This window comes from Arthrobacter sp. MSA 4-2, from assembly GCF_016405885.1.
GTDB lineage: Bacteria > Actinomycetota > Actinomycetes > Actinomycetales > Micrococcaceae > Arthrobacter_D.
The window spans coordinates 56,105-73,966 of record NZ_JAEKGC010000003.1 but is presented as its reverse complement, the minus strand read 5'-3'; the positions used below and the strand labels follow the sequence as shown (position 1 = coordinate 73,966).

Here is a 17,862-nt window from a genome sequence, read left to right as displayed (position 1 = left end):
CCAACGCCAGTTCGTCCCTTGGAAGGCACACCCCATGAATGAAACCAGCCGCCGGCTGCTCCCCATGCTCGGACACACCAAGGGCAAGCGAAGCGCCGTCACCTGCGCCCTGAAGTGCGACAACGCCTGCGCGTCCGCGGTCTGCAATACCTCGGAGAACAACTACTTCCGCGACGTCGTCTCGGCCGAGTTTTCCCGGCGCAACCTGCTGGGTGCCGGCGCCACGGGGGCCCTGACCCTGCTGGTGGGCTCGGCCGTCGGGCCCGGGAAGGCACTTCCACAGGCGGTTGCCCTGGGCGGGCCGCGCAGCAAGCTCACCTTCACGCCCATCGCGCCCGTGGACGCCCTGGTCGATGACATGACCGTTCCTGCCGGCTTCACCTGGAAGCCGGTCATCCGCTGGGGCGACCCGCTGTTCTCCAACTCACCCGCCTTCGACGCCGGAAACCAGAGCGCGGCCGCCCAGGCCCTCCAGTTCGGCTACAACTGCGACTACACCGACATCCTCACGCTGCCCGGCAGCAAGGGACGCCGTGCGGTCCTCTTCGCCAACCACGAGTACACCAACGAGGCCATCATGGTGCCGCCGAGCCTTCCCCCCGCCGAGGTGCGCGGGATCGGCAAGGCCGCCCACGGGCTCTCCGTCGTCGAGCTTGAACGCAAGAACACGGCGAAGCCGTGGAGCTACGTTCAGGGCGCGCCTCGAAACCGGCGCTTCCTCACCACGACCCCCTACGAACTCACCGGCCCTGCCGCGGGATCCGACCTGGTGAAAACCATCGACGATCCGGCCGGCCGCACGGTGCTGGGCACGCTGGGGAACTGTGCGGGCGGCACCACCCCGTGGGGCACCATCCTCTCCGGCGAGGAAAACTTCAACGGGTACTTCGTCAGCGCCGGAACCAGCGCCGGGGACCGCCGGTACGGGCTGGGCTCCAAGCCCACCGTCCGCGGCTGGGAAATCGACGAGGCCCGCTTCGACACCCGGATACCCGGCTACGAAAACGAGAAGCACCGCTTCGGCTACATCGTGGAGGTCGACCCGTTCGATCCCACCTCCACCCCCCGCAAGCATTCGGCGCTGGGGCGCTTCAAGCATGAGGGCGCGAACGTGACTGTTGCCCCTGACGGCCGGGTGGTTGCCTACTCCGGGGACGACGAGCGGTTCGACTACCTCTACAAGTTCGTCTCCACGAACACGGTCCAGCCCGGGAACACCCCCGAGGCCCGGCGCGCGAACATGTCGCTGCTCTCGCAGGGTTCGCTGTACGTCGCGAGGTTCCAGGGCAACTCGGTGCCCGAGATCAACGGCACCGGGGCGCTGCCGGCCGACGGCGCGTTCGACGGCGTCGGGGAGTGGCTGCCGCTGCTGCTGGACAACGAATCGGCGGTGCCGGGAATGAGCGCGGCCGAGGTGGCGGTCTTCACTCGCCTCGCCGCCGACAAGGTGGGCCCCACCAAGATGGACCGGTGCGAGGACGTCGAACCGAACCCGGTGACCGGCAAGGTGTACGTGGCCTGCACCAACAACACCAACCGGGGAACCGGCACCAACGCCGCGGCGGACGAGGCGAACCCGCGGACCGCCAACCGCGACGGCCACGTGGTGGAGTTGACCGAGGCCGGCGGGGACGCCACGGCAACGCGCTTCACCTGGAACCTGCTGCTGGTGTGCGGTGACCCGGCGAAGAATTCCACGGCGTACTTCAGCGGGTATCCCGCCGATAAGGTCTCCCCGATCAGCTGCCCCGACAACCTTGCCTTCGATTCGGTGGGCAACCTGTGGATCTCCACGGACGGACAGCCGGGCACCATCGGCTACTGTGACGGCCTGTTTAGGGTGGGCCTCGACGGCGCCGAGCGGGGGCGGGTCGAGCAGTTCCTCGCCGTGCCGCGCGACGCCGAGACCTGCGGGCCCATCATCCACGACGACGAACGCTCGGTCTTCGTCGCCGTCCAGCACCCGGGGGAGGACGGCACCTGGGCGGCCCAGGTGTCCAGGTTCCCGGACTACGTGCCCGCCGGTGTACAACCGGCACCCGGCCAGGGCGCACTTCCCCGGCCCTCGGTGGTGCAGGTCTACCGGGGCTGAGCACCTCCCGGCGTTACCCGGCGGGGCAGGGTTGTCGCGGAGCAGGCGGGCGAGGTGGGCGGCATGGTGGGCGACACCGGCCGTGGTGGCTGCAACCTTCTCCGGGACGGCGTCGAGGTCCGGTAATCGATCGTCTGCATCGCCTCTCGACCCAGTAGGTGCCGCCCTGGGCCGGGATGCTGAGGCCGACGTCGTTCAGGGCTTGCAGCATGTCGGCAACGGCGGAGAGTTCGGTCAGGGTGGTCCGTCCCGGAGAGTGCAGCGGGAGGATTGTTGGGTTAAACGGTCCGGCCACCGCAGCGGGGGAACACTGCGGTGGCCGGTGCTGCCGGGCGTGGACTCAGGATGAGCCGGCCCGGCGCCGGGTGGTGCGCTCAGGCATTACGCCTGATCGGCGCTGCGGCGGCGGACCATGTAGGTTCCACCTGCTGCTGCGGCCAGGACGAGGCCACCGCCGAGGGCGAGGGCGCCGACGTTGGATCCGGTCTCCTGGGTGGCTCCCGTGTCAGCGCCACCGTTGGGCATGGCGCCCATCTGCGAGGCGACAAGGGTTCCACACAGTGCCGGTGAGGTCGCTGCCAGCGGAAGGTCCGGAGTCAGGTCGCTCTTGGCTTCCTGGGCGGCCGGGCTCAGGGTTGCGGGGTCGAGACCGTGGACGACGACGACGGCGGTGCCGGCTTCGAGGGCGGCCTTGGTGTCGGCGTTGACCTCGAACGTGCGCTGGATGGTGTAGCTGCCACCCTGGCCGCCGAGCTTGACGTTCAGGCCCTCTTCGGGACCGGTGCCGCCGCTGGTGGACAGCGTGGTGACGATTCCGCCGTAGGAGGGGGCGCCTTCGGTGGTGTTGACCACGCCGTCACCGTTGGTGTCGGCAGCGGGGGTCGGGCAGACACCCTCGGCGCCGCCGTGGATGTGCTGGACGTGGGGGTAGGGGCCGTCCATGAAAGTCTCGGCGAGGCCGGAGACCTGCAGGTTGACCGTCGCCTGGTCGCCCTTGACGTCGACGGTGATGGTGCCCGCGCCGGTGCTGCCGTTGAGCTGGCCGAGGGTGGAGGAGTAGGAGCCGTCCGCCGCCAGGGCGGGGGCGGCGGAGAGCGCCAGCATGCCGAGGGCGAGGGAGGGTACTGCGAGGAGCCGCATGTTCTTGTTCATGGAGATCAATTTCCTTCACTGTGCGGTGAGCGCACATCTTGGGATGTGCTTATAGGGTGTTCGGCGGGCTCTCCGGCGCGGATTGGTTGTCCGGAGAAATAACCACAGAAATATTCAGTAGCCTTACCGTAATCTCCTGTTGTTGGTCTGTCACAAGGAAAACTTTTCCCTGTTTCCGGCGATTCCTTTGTTGCAGATGGTGTTGGGGTGCTGGACCATATCCCTATGGAATTGCTGAGTGCCGACGTCATTGACCTGCAGGGCCGGTCGGGTGATCTCGAGGAACTGGAAGCACTGCGGCTGCGGCGGGTGCAGCGCCTCCTCGATGCGCGCCTTGCCTGCGAGCAGGCGGAGGCGAGCGGGAAGGACTCAGGCCCGGGCGCGGCCCAGAGCCGCTTGTGTGATGCAGTAAGGGACCTGGAGGAGGTCGACGACCTGCTGTTCAGTGCCAGGCTCCGCCGGTCGGCTCCGCTCGCCGGATAGTCCGCCGGCCCACGACGTCGCTGCCGGGGGCGCACCCGACCGTGCACCCCGGCAGCGACCCCCTCCCCCCGTGCGGTGCAGCCGGGGAGGCGCTGGAGCGCCCTCCGCCGCTAGGAGCCGGGGACCCGCGGCGCGAACATGATGATGGCCACGCCGGCAAGGCACACTCCGGCCCCGAGGATGTCCCACCGGTCCGGCCGGAAGCCGTCGAGCACGACGCCCCAGGCGAGCGAGCCCGCCACGAACACCCCGCCGTAGGCGGCCAGGATCCTGCCGAAGTGGGGATCGGGCTGGAGGGTCGCAAGGAAGCCGTACACGCCCAGCGCGATCAGGCCGATGCCCGCCCACCACCAGGGGCGGCCTTCACGGACCGCCTGCCACACCATCCACGCCCCGCCGATCTCGGCGACCGCGGCCAGGGCGAAGAGCACCACCACTTTCAGGATCATCCCTCCAGTCTCACCCATTCCGTGGAACTGCGGATGGGGGAGCAACCGAATCCAACGCCACGTCGTGATCACCATGGGCTGCGGGGATGTGTGCCCGGTCTTTCACGGCAGGCGCTACGAGCACTGGGCGCTGGCCGATCCCAAGGGCCGGCCCCCCGAGGAGGAGGTCCGTGCCGTCCGCGATGACATCCGGGTCCGGGTCGAGAATCTCCTCGCCGGACTGGTCCGGGCCGGCGCCGAGGGGCTTGGCGCGTCTACGCCTGTCCTGAACATCCCAGCGCGGGTCCAAAGGAAGGACCCGAACCGCCAATAGTGCAGTCAGTGGATGAGCTTGAGCCCGATGATGCCGCCGATAATCATCGTCAGGAAGACGATCTTCAGCAGCGACGCCGGCTCGGTTCCGGTGGCCATGGCGTAAATGATCGTCAGCGAAGCACCGATTCCCACCCAGACCGCGTAGGACGTACCGACGGGCAGCGTGCGCATCGCATAGGCCAGGCCGGCCATGCTGGCAAGGATGGAGACGACAAAGACGATGGTCGGTCCCATCCGGCTCAGGCCGTCCGACTTGCCCAGCGCCGTCGCCCAGACCGCCTCCAGGACACCGGAAATCACGAGTACGATCCACGCCATCACAGACTCCTCCGGGCCGTCTTGTCGCACACCGGGTACGGCACCCATCGTCCGGGAGCGCCCTGCTGGGGCAGCCCGCTCCCATTTATTCACGTTTGACCCGGAAAGGCCAAGGCGTCCTGCCCGCCCGGCCCCCCCCCCGGCGATCAGGGTCAGTGGCCCCGATCGATCCACTCCTGCAGGTGCGGGGCCTCCGCCCCGATGGTCGTTGAATCGCCGTGGCCGGTCAGCACCTCGGTGCCCTCCGGGAGGGTGAGCAGCCGGGTCCGGATCGACTCGATGATCGTGCCGAAGTCGCTGTAGGACCGCCCGGTGGCGCCCGGTCCGCCCGAGAAGAGCGTGTCCCCGGAGAAGATCACCCCGTGGGGTCCCAGGCCGGGAGCCCGGAAGCAGACCGACCCGGGGGAGTGGCCCGGCGTGTGCACGGCGGTGAGTTCCACCCCGCCCACGAAAAACACGTCGCCGTCGGCGATCGCGGCGTCGACGGTGGTTTCCGGATGCACCTGCTCCCACAGCATCGTGTCGGCCGGGTGCAGGTGGACGGGCGCCTTCAGCCGCGCCGCGACGTCCCGGACGGCCCGGATGTGGTCGTCGTGGCCGTGGGTGAGCAGGACCGCCTTCACGGTGCGCCCGTTGACGGCGCCCACGACGGCCGTTGAGTCGTGGGCGGGGTCGATGACCACGCATTCCTTGTCATCACCGACGATCCACACGTTGTTGTCCACCTCCCACGTGCCGCCGTCGAGGGAGAACGTTCCGGAGGTCACCAGGTGTTCGACGCGGACCCGGCCCGTGGCGTCGGAGCGCGGGGCCGACCCGGCGCTCACCGGGCGGCCTCAGTCCGGGCCGCGGCCGCGGAGGCAGATCGGCTGTCGGTGATTTCCACGACGGAGCGCAGCACCTTGCCGGCCTTCATCTTCTCGAAGGCGGGCTCTACGTCGCCGAGTCCGATCCGCTCCGAGATGAAGCCGTCGAGGTCCAGCCGGCCCAGCCGGTACTGGTCCACGAGCATGGGCAGGTCCCGGGAGGGCAGGGTGTCGCCGTACCAGGCCGATTTGATCGCGCCGCCGCGTCCGAAGACCTGGTCGAGCGGAATCTCCCAGGTGGTGCCGGGGTCGGGGACGCCCACGAGGACCAGGCGGCCGGCGAGGTCTCGCGCCTCGAAAGCCTGCCGGAAGGTGGCGGCGATCCCGACGGCGTCGATGACGACGTCGGCGCCGAATCCGCCGGTGAGCGCCCGGATCGCCTCGACCGGCTCCTGCTCCCGGGAGTTCACGGTGTGCGTGGCGCCGAAGGAGCGGGCGGTGGTGAGCTTGTCGTCGTCGACGTCCACAGCGATGATCGTGGTGGCGCCGGCCAACTGCGCCCCGGCGATGGCGGCGGTGCCGACCCCGCCGCAGCCGATGACGGCCACGGACTCGCCGCGCTGCACTGCGCCGGTATTGAGCACCGCGCCGATGCCGGCCATCACGCCGCAGCCGAGCAGGCCCACGGCCGCGTACTGGTGCTCCTCGAGGTCGCCTTCGATCTTCGTGCACTGTCCCGCGGCGACGAGGGTCTTCTCCGCGAACGCGCCGATGCCCAGGGCGGGGGAGAGTTCGGTGCCGTCGAGCAGGGTCATCTTCTGCGTGGCGTTATGGGTGTTGAAGCAGTACCAGGGCTGGCCCTTGCGGCAGGCCCGGCACTGCCCGCACACCGCACGCCAGTTCAGGATCACCCGATCCCCGGGGGCCACCTCGGTGACGCCCTCGCCGACCGCGGAGACGACGCCGGTGGCCTCGTGCCCGAGCAGGTAGGGGAAATCGTCGCCCACCGCACCGACCTGATAGTGGTGGTCCGTCTGGCAGACCCCGCAGGTGAGCACGTCGACCAGCGCCTCGCCGGGCCCCGGGTCGGGAACCAGGATGGTCTCAACGGTGGCGGGCTCGTTCTTGGCCCGCACGACGACGGCTTGAACCTCGTGCATGGATATCCCTTTCGGCTGGGGGAGGAGCCCACCGGGCCCGCGGTGCCGTTCCCTGTGGAGCAACTCGTCTTCTCAACACTACTGAAGTTCGGCGGCCGCAGGCATGCTGCCGCTTCCAGGAACCGAGGCGTATCGATTGATGGTCCGGCCCTATTGACGCCCTCCGAACGCGGTTCGACGATTGAAGCTCCACAGAGCGGGCGTCGGGAACATCATGGAGCACGATTTCGGGACCAGCGCGGCGAGGGAACGCCCGGACGAGGGCGGCCGCGTGGCTTACCGACTGCTCGGACCGCTGACCGTGACCGTTCGGGGGCAGCAGCTTCCCCTCGGAGGCCTCCGCCGCCGGGCCGTTCTGGCACTCCTGCTCGTTGCCCGGGGGGCAACGGTGGGGGAGGACGCAATCATCGACGCCGTCTGGGGCGATGATCCGCCGAGGGACGTACGCAACGGTCTCCAAAGCCACATCTCGCGGCTGCGTGCATCGTGGCTTCAGGTGGCCCCGGACCTGGCATGTCCGGTGCTGCGCACACCGGGCGGTTACCGTCTGGCGATGACCGGCAGCGACGTCGACGTGGACGAGGTGACCTCCTTCGTGGCTGCCGCAGGACAATCGCTGGAATCCCACCCGGCCTCCGCTGTCTCATTGTTCATCCGGGCGCTGGGTCGTTGGCGCGGCCGGCCGCTCGAGGAGTTCGCCGGTCTGCCCGGCTGGCCGGATTCCGCGCTGGCCGCAGAACAGCTCCATCTTGACGCACTGCACCGGAGGATCACCGAGGATCTGGTCGAAGCGCGTCTCGCGGCAGGACTGTACGACGAGGTGCTCCCGGACCTGCAGCGGATGACGGCGCAGGAGGTTCTGAGTGAGCGGCCGCACCGCCTGCTGGCCCTGGCGTTGTACCGCGGCGGGAAACCGACCGAGGCGTTGGCTACACTCCGCGGATACCGGGCGCGCCTGGCCGAGGATGCCGGACTCGATCCTTCAGCGGAGCTCCGCGCCCTCGAATCAAAAATCCTTGCGCAGCACCCCGCTTTGGAACCGCGGCGCGGTCGGTCAACCATCAATGCCCCGCCGTCTCCGCCGGCCTGGCTGCGCCCTCCGACCGCCCTGCTCGGCCGCGAAGCCGATCTGCAACGGGTGCGGGCCGCCATGGCCGCGTCACCGCTGGTGACCGTGACCGGCACGGGAGGGGTGGGCAAGACACGGCTGGCCATTGAAGTCGTCTCCGCCATTGCCCGGGAACCCGAAGCATCGCCCGTGGTGGTGCTTGAGCTTTCGCCCCTGCACCGCGGGGACGGCATTGGCCCGGCTCTTGCCGGCATGCTTGGCGTTCGTCCCGGCCCGGAGGAACCACTCGGGGAAGTCCTCGTCAATTACCTGAAGACCCAGCGGCTGGTCCTGGTGCTCGACAACTGTGAGCACCTGCTCGACGAGGTCGCGGACCTCGTCGACCGGGTGATCAGTGCTGGCCCGGCCCTGACGGTGCTGGCCACCAGCCGGAAGCGGCTTGGACTCCGGGCCGAACAGGTGGTTCCGCTGGGACCACTCGCCACTGAAGGCGGCGCGCCCGATTCCACCGGGGCGACGGCCCAGGGACACCGATCGGCGGCGACGCGGCTCTTCGAACAAAGCGCGCGGCGGGTCCAGGACGACTTCGCCCTGGACGAGTGGACCCTTCCCGCTGTGGACGAGTTGTGCCGGCGCCTCGACGGACTCCCTCTGGCAATCGAACTCGCCGCCGGTCAGGTGCGGACTCTCGGCGTGACGGGCCTGCGGGAACGGCTCGACGACCGGTTGGATCTGCTGTCCCTCCCGCGGCAGGCGTCGCTGCGGACCGTCATCGACAGGTCCTACGACCTGCTCACAGCTCATGAAAAAACATTGTTCGCCGGGCTGTCGGTGTTCGACGGTGGGTTCACCCTCGAGGCCGCTGAGCGGGTGGCCGGCGGGGCCCTGGCCGGAAGCTCGACGGTCAAGGCCCTCACCCGCCTGGTCGACGCGTCCCTGGTCTCGGCCCGCCAGGGCAGGAGCGGACGCCTCCGATACTCGCTGCTGGAGACCCTCCGCGCCTATGCCGCGGAACGGCTCGCGGCGGACACGGCTGACAGCAGCGCGGTGCTGCTTCACACCGCCTGGGTCGTGGAGCTCGTGGAAGAAGCCGAGGGTGCTCTTGAGGGCGCCGATGAGGCACGGTGGGTCGAAACCCTCGAGGCCGAGCTGCCGAATATCCGCACTGCGTGGCATGGATGTATGAGCCGGTCCGACCTCACCTCGGCCGCGCGCATCACGGTAGCCCTGGCGAACTACGCGCAGATCCACGAACAGTCCGAACTGTGGCCCTGGGCGCGGGCCCTGGCGGCCCACCCGGGCTTGGCGGGACATCCCCTGTCCACGGCCGTACAGAGCGCGGCCGCGCAGGCCGCCTGCCTGCAGGGTGATCTCGACGAAGCGGAACGGCTCCTGGCCGCAGCGCGGCAGACCCTCGAGGCGTCCCCGCAGCTTTCGCAGCGGGCATGGTTGTGCGCGGCGTCGGCCAACATTGTGGCGATCTTCAGGGGCTCCTATACGGAAGCGGAAAAGCTTGCCCGCGAGGCCTGCGCTGCCCCGACCGTCTCGCCGCTGTGGAGGGTCATTCTGCTGGCGGACATCGCCCTGGCCCGGCTGTACAGCGGCGATGTCGAGGGTGCGCGCAAGGCCGTGACCCCCTGTATCCGGCTGGCCGCTGCTGTCGGCTGCCCCGCCGGACGCTCGTTCGCGTTGTTCGTCGACGGGGAGGTGGCCCTCGTCGACGACCCCGACCGGGCGGCCACCGCCCTGGAGGAAGCGGTGGCGGCCGCACGGACCGTCAAGGCCGGCTATGTGGAGGGCATTGCCATGGTCTCCCTTCTCTCAGGCGCGATGCGGGGGCGGGACTACGCCCGGGCGCTCGCGGCCTTCCCGGTCGTCATTGAGCACTGGCACCGCGCGGGGATGTGGGTTCAGCAGTGGACCACGCTGCGCCTGCTGGCCGAGCTGCTCGCGGACCTCGACCAGCCCCGGCCCGCCGTCGTCCTGCTGTCGGCAGCCGGGAGCGCGCCTGAGGCGTCGGTTATCGGAGGCCCGGAGGCGGACCGCGCCGAGGAGCGGTGGACGCACCTTGCCCGCCGCCTCGGTCCGGCGGACACCGCCCGTTGTGCGGCCATGGGCTCGGCGCTGACCCGGTCCGAGGCGATCGTCTACGCGCTCGGCACCGCCCTGCCCCAGGCACGCGAGGCGGCCGCACGTCCGGGCGCCGCCCTGAAGTGAGGGACCGGGTCGGGGCGGAATCTGTCAGCAGATTGTGCGTGGCCTGCAAGCGGCTCCTGCGACCGTGGTTCCACCACCTCAACGAAGGAGTTTCCGTGAATATCAACGAATCCGAGCTGAACGCCCTGACCGCGCAGCTTGCCACCGAGCTGGTAGGCGCCTGGGGAATCGTCTCGGTCCATCTGGGTGTGCGGCAGGGCCTTTACCAGGCCCTTTCCGCCGGCCCCGCGAGTGCAGGCGAACTGGCCGCGCGGACCGGCACCAACGAACGCCTGCTCCAGGAATGGCTGGCGGGCCAGTCACTGGCCGGGTACATCACTGTGGATCCCGATGGCCGGTACCGCCTCTCCGCGGAGCAGGAAATGGTCCTGGCCGTCGAAGAATCACCGGCCTACCTTGGCGGCCTCACCGAGGTCCTTGCCGCCACGGTCCAGGGGCAGCAACGCATTGACGCCGCGTTCCGCTCCGACGGCTCCCTGTCCTGGGGAGATCAGAATCCGGGGCTGTTCGACGGCTTCGACCGCTCCTTCGGCCCGGTCTACCGGGCGTGCCTCCTGACCCAGTGGCTTCCGGCACTCTCGGGGGTCGAGTCCAAACTGGCCGCCGGCGCCCGGGTTGCCGACATCGGCGCCGGACAGGCGACGGCGGTGACGCTCATGGCCGCGGAATTCCCCGCATCGCGCTTCGTCGCGGTCGACCTGCACCAAGGCTCGTTGGAGGCCGCGGCCAAGAAGGCCGCGGCCGCAGGAGTGGCGGACCGAATCCAGCTGGAGAACGCCTCCGGCGCCGAGTACGGGGGAGGGCCGTATGACCTGATCACCTTTTTCGACTCCCTCCACGACATGGGGGACCCTGAGCGGGTGATCGCAAACGCGGCCCGGCAGGTGGCCGAGGACGGGTCAGTGATGGTCGTCGAACCGATGACGGCCGAGGGTCCCGAGGACGCTGCGGGCATGTTCGCCGCGCGGCTGTTCTACCCCAGCTCGGCGATGCTCTGCACCCCTTCGGCTCTGGCAGGAGGCGCGACGGCCCTCGGCAATCAGGTCCCGGACGAAACGTGGGCCCGCCTGTTCCACCGCAATGGATTCACGTCCTTCCGGCGGGTGGCGCAGACGCCCTTCAACCGCGTCTTCGAAGCACGCCGCTGAAATGTGCGGGAGGCCCCGCGCCCGGACGGCCGCCGACGGCTGCCGTCCGGGCCGGCGTGGATCAGCACCACCCGGGCGACACCTACGCCTGATCGCCCGGCACTATACAAACCCACGCGCATTTCGGCTAGGGGGCGTGTGAAAAGCGGTTCAGAGTGAAAACAAGACGGCAAGCCGGTGAATTGCGGTGTTACCGTCCTCCCAGAACGTGTGCTTAGGCAACAGGTTCGCCACGGCGGCCTCCATCACGGAGCGCCGCCCAGCTGGGACATTTCACTAAGGAGAACCCTTGAATTCCACTACCCCTAGCAGGAGGATGCGGCGCGCGATGGCGCTCGCCGTCACCGGCGCCGTCGTCCTCGCCCCCGTGCGCGCGTATGCCGCCCCCGGCACCGACCCGGGACCGTCAACCACCTCCTCACCCGGTGCCGACGGCGCACTCCCCAAGTCCGACGACCGCTCCGACCCGGTGGCCGACGCACGCCGCGACCTCAACCAGAAGGCGGTCGAGAAGGTCATCTCCGGCGAGGCCAAGGTCGAGGACCGCAACGGCTCTCGGGCCGTCCGGGTCGCTCCGGGTCAGTGGGCCGAGTACGGGCTCACCGACAGCGACCAGATCCTCTCCTTCCTGGTGGACTTCGGCGACCAGGTCGACCCCCGCTACCCGACCGCCGCGCCCGGACCGAAGCGCGACACCATCAAGGAACCTAACCGTGCGGTGGACAACTCCACCTACTGGTCGCCGCGCTTCGACCGGGCGCACTTTCTGGACATGTTCTTCAGCGGGGATAGCGAATCCCTCAAGGGCGTCTACGAGGAGATGTCCAGCGGCCGCTACACGGTCGACGGCGACGTCAGCGACTGGGTAACGGTTCCCTTCAACTCGGCCAGCTACGGCCAAACCGAGAGCCAGGCAGATATGACCCGGTTTGTGCAGGACACGGCCAATGCCTGGTATGACTCGCAGCTCGCCTCCGGGAAGACGCCCGCCGAGATCGACGCGTACCTGGCAACCTTCGACCAGTGGGACCGTTACGACTACGACAAGGACGGCGACTTCAACGAAGCCGACGGCTACATCGACCACTTCCAGGCCATCCACGCCGGCGAGGGCGAGGAAGCCGGTGCGCCCTCCTCGGCCATCTGGTCACACCGCTGGTCCGTCGGCCAGGCCGGCCGGGGGGTCTCGGGGCCCGCGGCGAACCCCTATGGCGGCATCAAGATCGGCAACTCCAACATCTGGATCCGCGATTACACCACCGAACCCGAAAACGGCGGCCTCGGTGTCTTCGCGCACGAATACGGCCACGACCTCGGCCTGCCCGACCTCTACGACACCAGCGGCGGCGAGAACGGCACCGGCTTCTGGACGCTCATGAGTTCTGGCTCCTGGCTGGGCCACGGCAAGGGCTCGATCGGCACCACCCCGAACCACATGGGAGCGTGGGAGAAGATCCAGCTCGGCTGGCTCGACTACGAGGTGGCCACCGCCGGCCGCGCCTCGACCCACACCATTGGGCCGTCCTTCCATGCGACGAAGGCCCCGCAGGCGGTCGTCGTGAACCTTCCCAAGGACGCGGCGGGCAAGAGCCGCTTCTACATCGCAGAGAATCGCCAGTACCTGGGCTACGACGGAACGCTCGCCACCGGCCCGTACAACTTCGGCTGGAGCCTCAGCGCCCCGGACACCGTGGAGCACTACACCTACCAGGACGGCCTGAGCGTCACCTACTGGAACACCGCGCAGCGCAACAACAACACGCGCCAGCACCCGGGCGAGGGCCTCGCGCTGCCCGTGGACGCCCATCCGAAGCCACTGACCTGGTCCGACGGTACGGTGGTGCGCAACCGCATCCAGAGCTACGACGCCACCTTCGGCCGCCAGGCCACCGATCCGCTCGGCCTCCACCGCGAGCAGGCAACCGGCATGACGACGCTCTCCGCGCCGTCGCAGCCGGGCGTTCCCGTCTTCGATGACACCAACCCGAACGCCTACTACGACCCGGCGAACCCGCAGGGCTCCGTCATCGTGGGCGGCACCGGCACCCGGATCGAAGTGATCCAGTCCAACCCGAACGGAATGCTCACCCTCCAGGTGCGCTGACCCGCCGGGCACGCAGAAGGAGCCGGGAGGATTCTCCCGGCTCCTTCTGCGTTCATCGACGGTCAGCTGAGCAGCCGGATGGCCACGCCGTCCTCCCAGTGGAACAGGTGGCGTCCTTTGCCGCCGTCCAGCTCCACCCAGAGCACGCTGGCGTCCTCGCCCAGCGCATCCACCACGCCGGGCACCGAATGGCCGTTGCCCAGTTCGACGACGACGGCGTCCCCGGTGGTCAGCTCCTGCCAGCGGACCCGCGCGGCGGCGGCACCATCCACGGACGACCAGGCCTCCGGCCGGCCACGTTCAATACTCCTGAAAAGCAAGTTCAGCCCCTCTCAACGGACATTCGGCTCAATGGACCTACGGCACAAACCGGCAGCCTGACAGGCGAAGATGGGCGTCTCCTGAGCCGCCGCTGGGAATCTCTCCACCGCCGGGCGGAGTCCGTGGCCTCCGGGGTGTCCGCCCGCCGGTCCCGGCCCGGCTGCCGACATTGCCCCCGCCTTTCCCGGCGCGTAGAGTTCCCGCCCATGACCACCGTTGATGACCAGGGCCGGGTTGAACCTCCGCTTGCAGGCACCGAAGCCGAGACCCTGCTCGGCTACCTCGACTACCAACGCGCCACCCTCGCCTGGAAGGCGGGTGGACTCGACGCGGCGGGGCTGTCCGCCACGGTCGGCGCCTCTGCCCTGACTCTCGGAGGCCTCCTCAAGCACATGTCCTTCGTCGAGGACCACTGGTTCACCTACACCCTGCACGGACAGGACCGGCAGCCCCCGTGGGACGCGGTGGACTGGAAGACCGACCCCGACTGGGAGTGGCATTCCGCCGCCGGGGACACCCCCAGCGAGCTCCTGTCTCTCTGGGACGGGACGGTGGGACGGTCCCGCTCGGCGACGACCCGGGCCCTCGGTTCGGGAGGCCTTGACCAGCGTGCCCGCCGCCCCTGGGCCAGTGGCGAGGCGCCGAGCCTGCGCTGGATCCTCGTCCACATGATCGAGGAGTACGCCCGGCACAACGGCCACGCCGACCTGCTGCGCGAATCCGTCGACGGAAGCACTGGAGAGTAACCCGCTACCTCTGGCCCGGCAGGCCCCGGCACCGCGCCGGCCACCCGAGGGGCGGGCCGCGGGCGGCTGCCCGGGGCGTGGAAGTATTGGGGGATGAGCGATTCCCTTCCATCCTTCGAAGCGGCGCGGCGTGCGGTGACGGCCCTGGCCAACGGGGGTGTGCACGACGTCGTCGTTGCCCCCGGATCCCGCAGCGCGCCGCTGGCCTACGCGCTGGCCGAGGCGGAGGCCGCCGGGCAGCTGACGCTCCACGTGCGCATTGACGAGCGCTCGGCCGGGTTCACGGCGCTGGGCCTGGCCCTGGGCGGGAAGCGGCCCGCGGCAGTGCTGACCACCTCGGGCACGGCCGTCGGGGAACTGCTGCCGGCCGTCATGGAGGCCAACCACGCGGCCGTGCCGCTGGTGGTGCTCTCGGCGGACCGGCCCGAGGAACTGCGCGGAACCGGCGCCAACCAGACGACGCGGCAGCCGGGCCTGTTCGGCAGCCACGTCCGGTGCGCCTTCGACGTGCCGGCGGGGGAGGACCCCGGACCCTTCGTCGCCCGTGCGGTGCGCGAGGCCCGCGGCGGCGGAGCACCGGCCGGACCGGTCCAGCTCAACCTTGCCTTCCGGGACCCGCTGGTACCGGCAGGGGACGCCGGGGCCGCGCCGGTCGAAGGTCCCGTCGAAGCGCCGGCACCCCCGCACGACGGTGCCGGGACGCTGCCGTCGGCCGGCGGGGACGGCGCGGCGGCCGGCTCAGCGGAGGCCCTCCAGGAGGCAGGACGCCGGGCACCCTCAGCGCCGGCGGCCGGCGGCCCCATCGTCGTGGCCGGTCACGGTGCCGGTGAGCTGGCGGCGGTCTTCGCCGCTCACCTTGGGCTGCCGCTGCTGGCCGAGCCGTCCTCTAATGCCCGGTTCGGCACCAGCGCAATCGCGCCCTACCGACTGCTTCTCGGGCACCTGGGCGCCGGCATCACCCGGGTGGTGGTCTTCGGCCGCCCGACGCTGTCCCGGCCGGTGGCCGCGCTGCTGGCCCGTACCGACATCGAGCGGGCACTTTACCTTCCGGAGCCGGCGGCGTGGTTCGAGCCGGGCCGCCGCTCTGAGCGCATCATCGACAACCTTCCCGAGCTACTCGAGTTCGCCGGGCCGGCGGCGCCGGGCTGGCTTGAGGCCTGGCGCTCCGCCGGCGCGGCCGCCGATGCGGCCATCGCCACCCTGCTCGCCGGCGAGGAGGGCCTCACCGGTCCCGCCGTCGCCGAGGCCGTCTGGGAGCAGACGGACGGGTTCCTGGTGCTTGGCTCATCGAACCCCATCCGGGACGTCGAGCTCACCGCAGCTCCGGGCTGGCACCCGCTCGAGGTGTTCGCCAACCGCGGGCTGGCCGGCATCGACGGCACCGTGTCGACGGCCACCGGGATCGCCCTGGCCGCCGGGGTGCCCACCCGGGTGCTGCTGGGCGACCTGACCTTCCTTCACGACGCCGGCGGGCTGCTCATCGGCGCCGGGGAGGCCGAGCCCGACCTGCAGCTGGTGGTGCTGAACGATCACGGCGGCGGAATTTTCGGGCTGCTTGAGCACGGGGAGCCCGCGACGGCGGCGCGCTACGGGGCCGCCGTGGAGCGGCTCTTCGGGACGCCGCAGCAGGTGGACCTGGCGGCGCTGGCCGCTGCCTACGGGGTGGCCTTCGAACGGGTCACCACGCTGCAGGGCCTTGAGACAGCAATGGAGCGGCCCCTCAGGGGCCGCTCCATACTTGAAGTCCAGGCGGACCGGCAGTCGCTGCGGGCGCTGCACTCAAGGATCCAGGACGCCGTCGCTGCGGTGCTCGCGCCCTGAGGCGCGGTGCGGCCGGGAACTCCTCCGCGCTAGAGCACCTTGGAGAGGAAGCTCCGGGTGCGCTCGTGCTGCGGGTTGCCCAGGACGTCCTCGGGCTTGCCCTGTTCCACCACGACGCCGCCGTCCATGAACACCACGCGGTCGCCGACCTCCCGGGCGAAGCCCATCTCGTGGGTGACGACCATCATGGTCATGCCCTCGCGGGCCAGCTGCTTCATGACCTCCAGGACGTCGCCGACGAGCTCCGGGTCCAGTGCACTGGTGGGCTCGTCGAAGAGCATCATGTCGGGATCCATCGACAGTGCCCGCGCGATGGCCACGCGCTGCTGCTGGCCGCCGGAGAGCTGGGCGGGGAAGGCGTTCTCCTTCTCCGCGAGGCCGACCTTGGCCAGGTTGCGCCGGGCCACCTCTATCGCTTCGGCCTTGCCGCGCTTCTTGGCGCGCTGCTGGGCGAGCGTGAGGTTGCCGAGCACGGTCAGGTGGGGAAACAGGTTGAACTGCTGGAACACCATGCCGATGCGGGTGCGCATCTTGTCCAGGTCGGTCTCCGGATCGGTGATGTCGATGCCTTCGACCATCACCGATCCGGTGGTGGGTTCCTCGAGCCGGTTGACGCAGCGCAGCAGCGTCGACTTTCCGGAGCCGGAGGGCCCGATCACGCACACGACCTCACCCTGGTCGACGTGGAAGTCGATGCCCTTGAGGACGTCGTTGCTGCCGAAGCTCTTGCACAGGGCCCTGACTTCGATCGCCGGTTCGGTGGTGCTTACTGCCGAGGAGCCCTTTGACAAACTAGTCATGGCAATCACCGGCCTCTCTTGTTGTGTCGTTCAAGCTTCGCGACAAGTTGCGTCAACGGCAAGGTGATCACCAGGTACAGCAAGGACGCAACCACCAGGGGGGTGGCGTTGGCCAGGCTCGTCAGCGAATCCCGCGCGAAGGTCGTCAGCTCCCGTTCGCCCAGGGCCAGGCCCGCGATAAACAGCAGCGAGGTGTCCTTGATCAGGATAACGAGTTCGTTCGTCAGCGGCGGGGTGATGATGCGGAACGCCTGGGGGAGCACCACTGAGACCATCGTCCAGGTCGGGTTGATGCCCAGCGAGCGGGCCGCCTCGACCTGCCCCTTGGGGACCGCTTCAATGCCCGCACGGATGGTCTCGGCGATGTAGGCGGCTGAGACGACAATCAGTCCGATCAGGCCCGCTCCCACGCTGCCTCCCGGCGGGCGCCACTGGAAGGCGATGGGGATGGCGTACGCGAAGCCGAAGATGACCAGCAGTGCGGGCAGGCCGCGGAAGAGTTCGATGTAACCGGTGGCCAGCCAGCGGTAGGGCAGGACCGGTGAGAGCTTCATCAGGGCCAGGATCAGCCCGAGGATCAGGCCGCCGATGAACGCGATCACGGTGTAAATGACCGTGTTCTTGGCCGCGATGACGACGATCTCGGGGAAGGTCGCGGCGGCGACCTCGAGGTTGAAGAAGTTGGTGCGGATCGCGTCCCAGTCGGCGAGGAACGCGACGACGAGGATGACGATGACGAAGACCGCGTAGAGGACGCCCTGGAACAGGCGCCGGCGTGTAGAGGGTTTCACGCTGGGGTGTACCTTCCTTCAGGAGGTGGCGCGCTGGTGCCCCGGTGGCGCTCGGCCACCGGGGCACCGG

Annotated in this window: 16 protein-coding genes and 1 riboswitch; of the genes, 8 read left to right on the top strand and 8 right to left on the bottom strand. The window is 69.5% G+C overall.

Annotated features, from left to right (window positions below; translation table 11 throughout):
* Positions 1-34: 34 nt before the first annotated feature.
* A complete protein-coding gene (locus tag I6N91_RS03880; protein WP_198810840.1) occupies positions 35-2,092 on the top strand; it encodes a PhoX family phosphatase in 2,058 nt (685 codons plus the stop codon).
* 381 nt (positions 2,093-2,473) lie between these two features.
* On the opposite strand, the gene I6N91_RS03875 is transcribed toward I6N91_RS03880, so the two are convergent.
* Positions 2,474-3,244, bottom strand: a complete 771-nt coding sequence (locus I6N91_RS03875; protein WP_120167860.1) for a hypothetical protein — start codon at positions 3,242-3,244, stop codon at positions 2,474-2,476.
* A gap of 225 nt (positions 3,245-3,469) precedes the next feature.
* Between I6N91_RS03875 and I6N91_RS03870 the strand changes: the two genes are divergently transcribed.
* Positions 3,470-3,727, top strand: a complete 258-nt coding sequence (locus tag I6N91_RS03870; RefSeq protein ID WP_198810838.1) for a hypothetical protein — start codon at positions 3,470-3,472, stop codon at positions 3,725-3,727.
* Positions 3,728-3,837: 110 nt separating this feature from the next.
* On the opposite strand, the gene I6N91_RS03865 is transcribed toward I6N91_RS03870, so the two are convergent.
* The gene (locus I6N91_RS03865; RefSeq protein WP_198810836.1) at positions 3,838-4,176 is read right to left on the bottom strand and encodes a YnfA family protein; all 339 of its coding nucleotides are present in this window, start codon (positions 4,174-4,176) and stop codon (positions 3,838-3,840) included.
* 64 nt (positions 4,177-4,240) lie between these two features.
* Here I6N91_RS03865 and I6N91_RS03860 point away from each other — a divergent pair, with 64 nt between their 5' ends.
* On the top strand, positions 4,241-4,489 hold the full coding sequence (locus I6N91_RS03860; RefSeq protein WP_198810834.1) for a hypothetical protein: 249 nt from the start codon (positions 4,241-4,243) through the stop codon (positions 4,487-4,489).
* Between the two features lie 5 nt (positions 4,490-4,494).
* Here the strand turns inward: I6N91_RS03860 and I6N91_RS03855 are convergent, their stop codons facing one another.
* The 3 genes from I6N91_RS03855 to I6N91_RS03845 form a co-directional block, all read right to left on the bottom strand.
* Positions 4,495-4,809, bottom strand: coding sequence for a multidrug efflux SMR transporter (locus tag I6N91_RS03855; protein ID WP_159617798.1), 315 nt, complete (start codon positions 4,807-4,809; stop codon positions 4,495-4,497).
* Between the two features lie 10 nt (positions 4,810-4,819).
* Positions 4,820-4,887: riboswitch (guanidine-III (ykkC-III) riboswitch) on the bottom strand.
* Between the two features lie 74 nt (positions 4,888-4,961).
* Positions 4,962-5,636 (bottom strand): MBL fold metallo-hydrolase, encoded by a 675-nt coding sequence (locus I6N91_RS03850; RefSeq protein ID WP_198810832.1) that lies wholly within the window; start codon positions 5,634-5,636, stop codon positions 4,962-4,964.
* Positions 5,633-6,775 carry an S-(hydroxymethyl)mycothiol dehydrogenase gene (locus tag I6N91_RS03845; RefSeq protein WP_198810831.1) on the bottom strand — a complete coding sequence of 381 codons (1,143 nt, stop codon included), beginning with the start codon at positions 6,773-6,775 and terminating at the stop codon, positions 5,633-5,635. The genes I6N91_RS03850 and I6N91_RS03845 overlap by 4 nt, the downstream gene beginning before the upstream one ends.
* Positions 6,776-7,046: 271 nt before the next feature.
* On the opposite strand from I6N91_RS03845, the gene I6N91_RS03840 reads away from it, so the two are divergent.
* The 3 genes from I6N91_RS03840 to I6N91_RS03830 all read left to right on the top strand — a co-directional run bounded on the left by I6N91_RS03840 (position 7,047) and on the right by I6N91_RS03830 (position 13,313).
* Positions 7,047-10,061, top strand: a complete 3,015-nt coding sequence (locus I6N91_RS03840; RefSeq protein ID WP_307843227.1) for a BTAD domain-containing putative transcriptional regulator — start codon at positions 7,047-7,049, stop codon at positions 10,059-10,061.
* 95 nt (positions 10,062-10,156) lie between these two features.
* Positions 10,157-11,209, top strand: a complete 1,053-nt coding sequence (locus I6N91_RS03835; RefSeq protein ID WP_198810829.1) for a class I SAM-dependent methyltransferase — start codon at positions 10,157-10,159, stop codon at positions 11,207-11,209.
* A 289-nt stretch (positions 11,210-11,498) separates the two neighbouring features.
* Positions 11,499-13,313: an immune inhibitor A domain-containing protein gene (locus I6N91_RS03830; protein ID WP_307843226.1), complete on the top strand. Its 1,815-nt coding sequence runs from the start codon at positions 11,499-11,501 to the stop codon at positions 13,311-13,313.
* Between the two features lie 62 nt (positions 13,314-13,375).
* Here the strand turns inward: I6N91_RS03830 and I6N91_RS03825 are convergent, their stop codons facing one another.
* Entirely contained in the window at positions 13,376-13,585 is a 210-nt protein-coding gene (locus I6N91_RS03825) for a hypothetical protein (RefSeq protein WP_198810827.1), read from the bottom strand.
* Positions 13,586-13,840: 255 nt separating this feature from the next.
* On the opposite strand from I6N91_RS03825, the gene I6N91_RS03820 reads away from it, so the two are divergent.
* The gene (locus I6N91_RS03820; RefSeq protein WP_198810825.1) at positions 13,841-14,380 is read left to right on the top strand and encodes a DinB family protein; all 540 of its coding nucleotides are present in this window, start codon (positions 13,841-13,843) and stop codon (positions 14,378-14,380) included.
* Between the two features lie 93 nt (positions 14,381-14,473).
* A complete protein-coding gene (menD, locus tag I6N91_RS03815) occupies positions 14,474-16,201 on the top strand; it encodes a 2-succinyl-5-enolpyruvyl-6-hydroxy-3-cyclohexene-1-carboxylic-acid synthase (protein WP_198810824.1) in 1,728 nt (575 codons plus the stop codon).
* A gap of 29 nt (positions 16,202-16,230) precedes the next feature.
* Here the strand turns inward: menD and I6N91_RS03810 are convergent, their stop codons facing one another.
* Positions 16,231-17,001 carry an amino acid ABC transporter ATP-binding protein gene (locus I6N91_RS03810; RefSeq protein WP_198810822.1) on the bottom strand — a complete coding sequence of 257 codons (771 nt, stop codon included), beginning with the start codon at positions 16,999-17,001 and terminating at the stop codon, positions 16,231-16,233.
* A gap of 5 nt (positions 17,002-17,006) precedes the next feature.
* On the bottom strand, positions 17,007-17,792 hold the full coding sequence (locus I6N91_RS03805) for an amino acid ABC transporter permease (protein ID WP_198810820.1): 786 nt from the start codon (positions 17,790-17,792) through the stop codon (positions 17,007-17,009).
* Positions 17,793-17,862 lie beyond the last annotated feature (70 nt).

Bases quoted from the DNA above. Each gene is read 5' to 3' on its own strand.
- I6N91_RS03810 (WP_198810822.1), bottom strand. From the start codon at position 17,001: ATGACTAGTTTGTCAAAGGGCTCCTCGGCAGTAAGCACCACCGAACCG.
- I6N91_RS03855 (WP_159617798.1), bottom strand. From the start codon at position 4,809: ATGGCGTGGATCGTACTCGTGATTTCCGGTGTCCTGGAGGCGGTCTGG.
- I6N91_RS03875 (WP_120167860.1), bottom strand. From the start codon at position 3,244: ATGAACAAGAACATGCGGCTCCTCGCAGTACCCTCCCTCGCCCTCGGC.
- menD (WP_198810824.1), top strand. From the start codon at position 14,474: ATGAGCGATTCCCTTCCATCCTTCGAAGCGGCGCGGCGTGCGGTGACG.
- I6N91_RS03820 (WP_198810825.1), top strand. From the start codon at position 13,841: ATGACCACCGTTGATGACCAGGGCCGGGTTGAACCTCCGCTTGCAGGC.
- I6N91_RS03845 (WP_198810831.1), bottom strand. From the start codon at position 6,775: ATGCACGAGGTTCAAGCCGTCGTCGTGCGGGCCAAGAACGAGCCCGCC.
- I6N91_RS03865 (WP_198810836.1), bottom strand. From the start codon at position 4,176: ATGATCCTGAAAGTGGTGGTGCTCTTCGCCCTGGCCGCGGTCGCCGAG.
- I6N91_RS03870 (WP_198810838.1), top strand. From the start codon at position 3,470: ATGGAATTGCTGAGTGCCGACGTCATTGACCTGCAGGGCCGGTCGGGT.
- I6N91_RS03880 (WP_198810840.1), top strand. From the start codon at position 35: ATGAATGAAACCAGCCGCCGGCTGCTCCCCATGCTCGGACACACCAAG.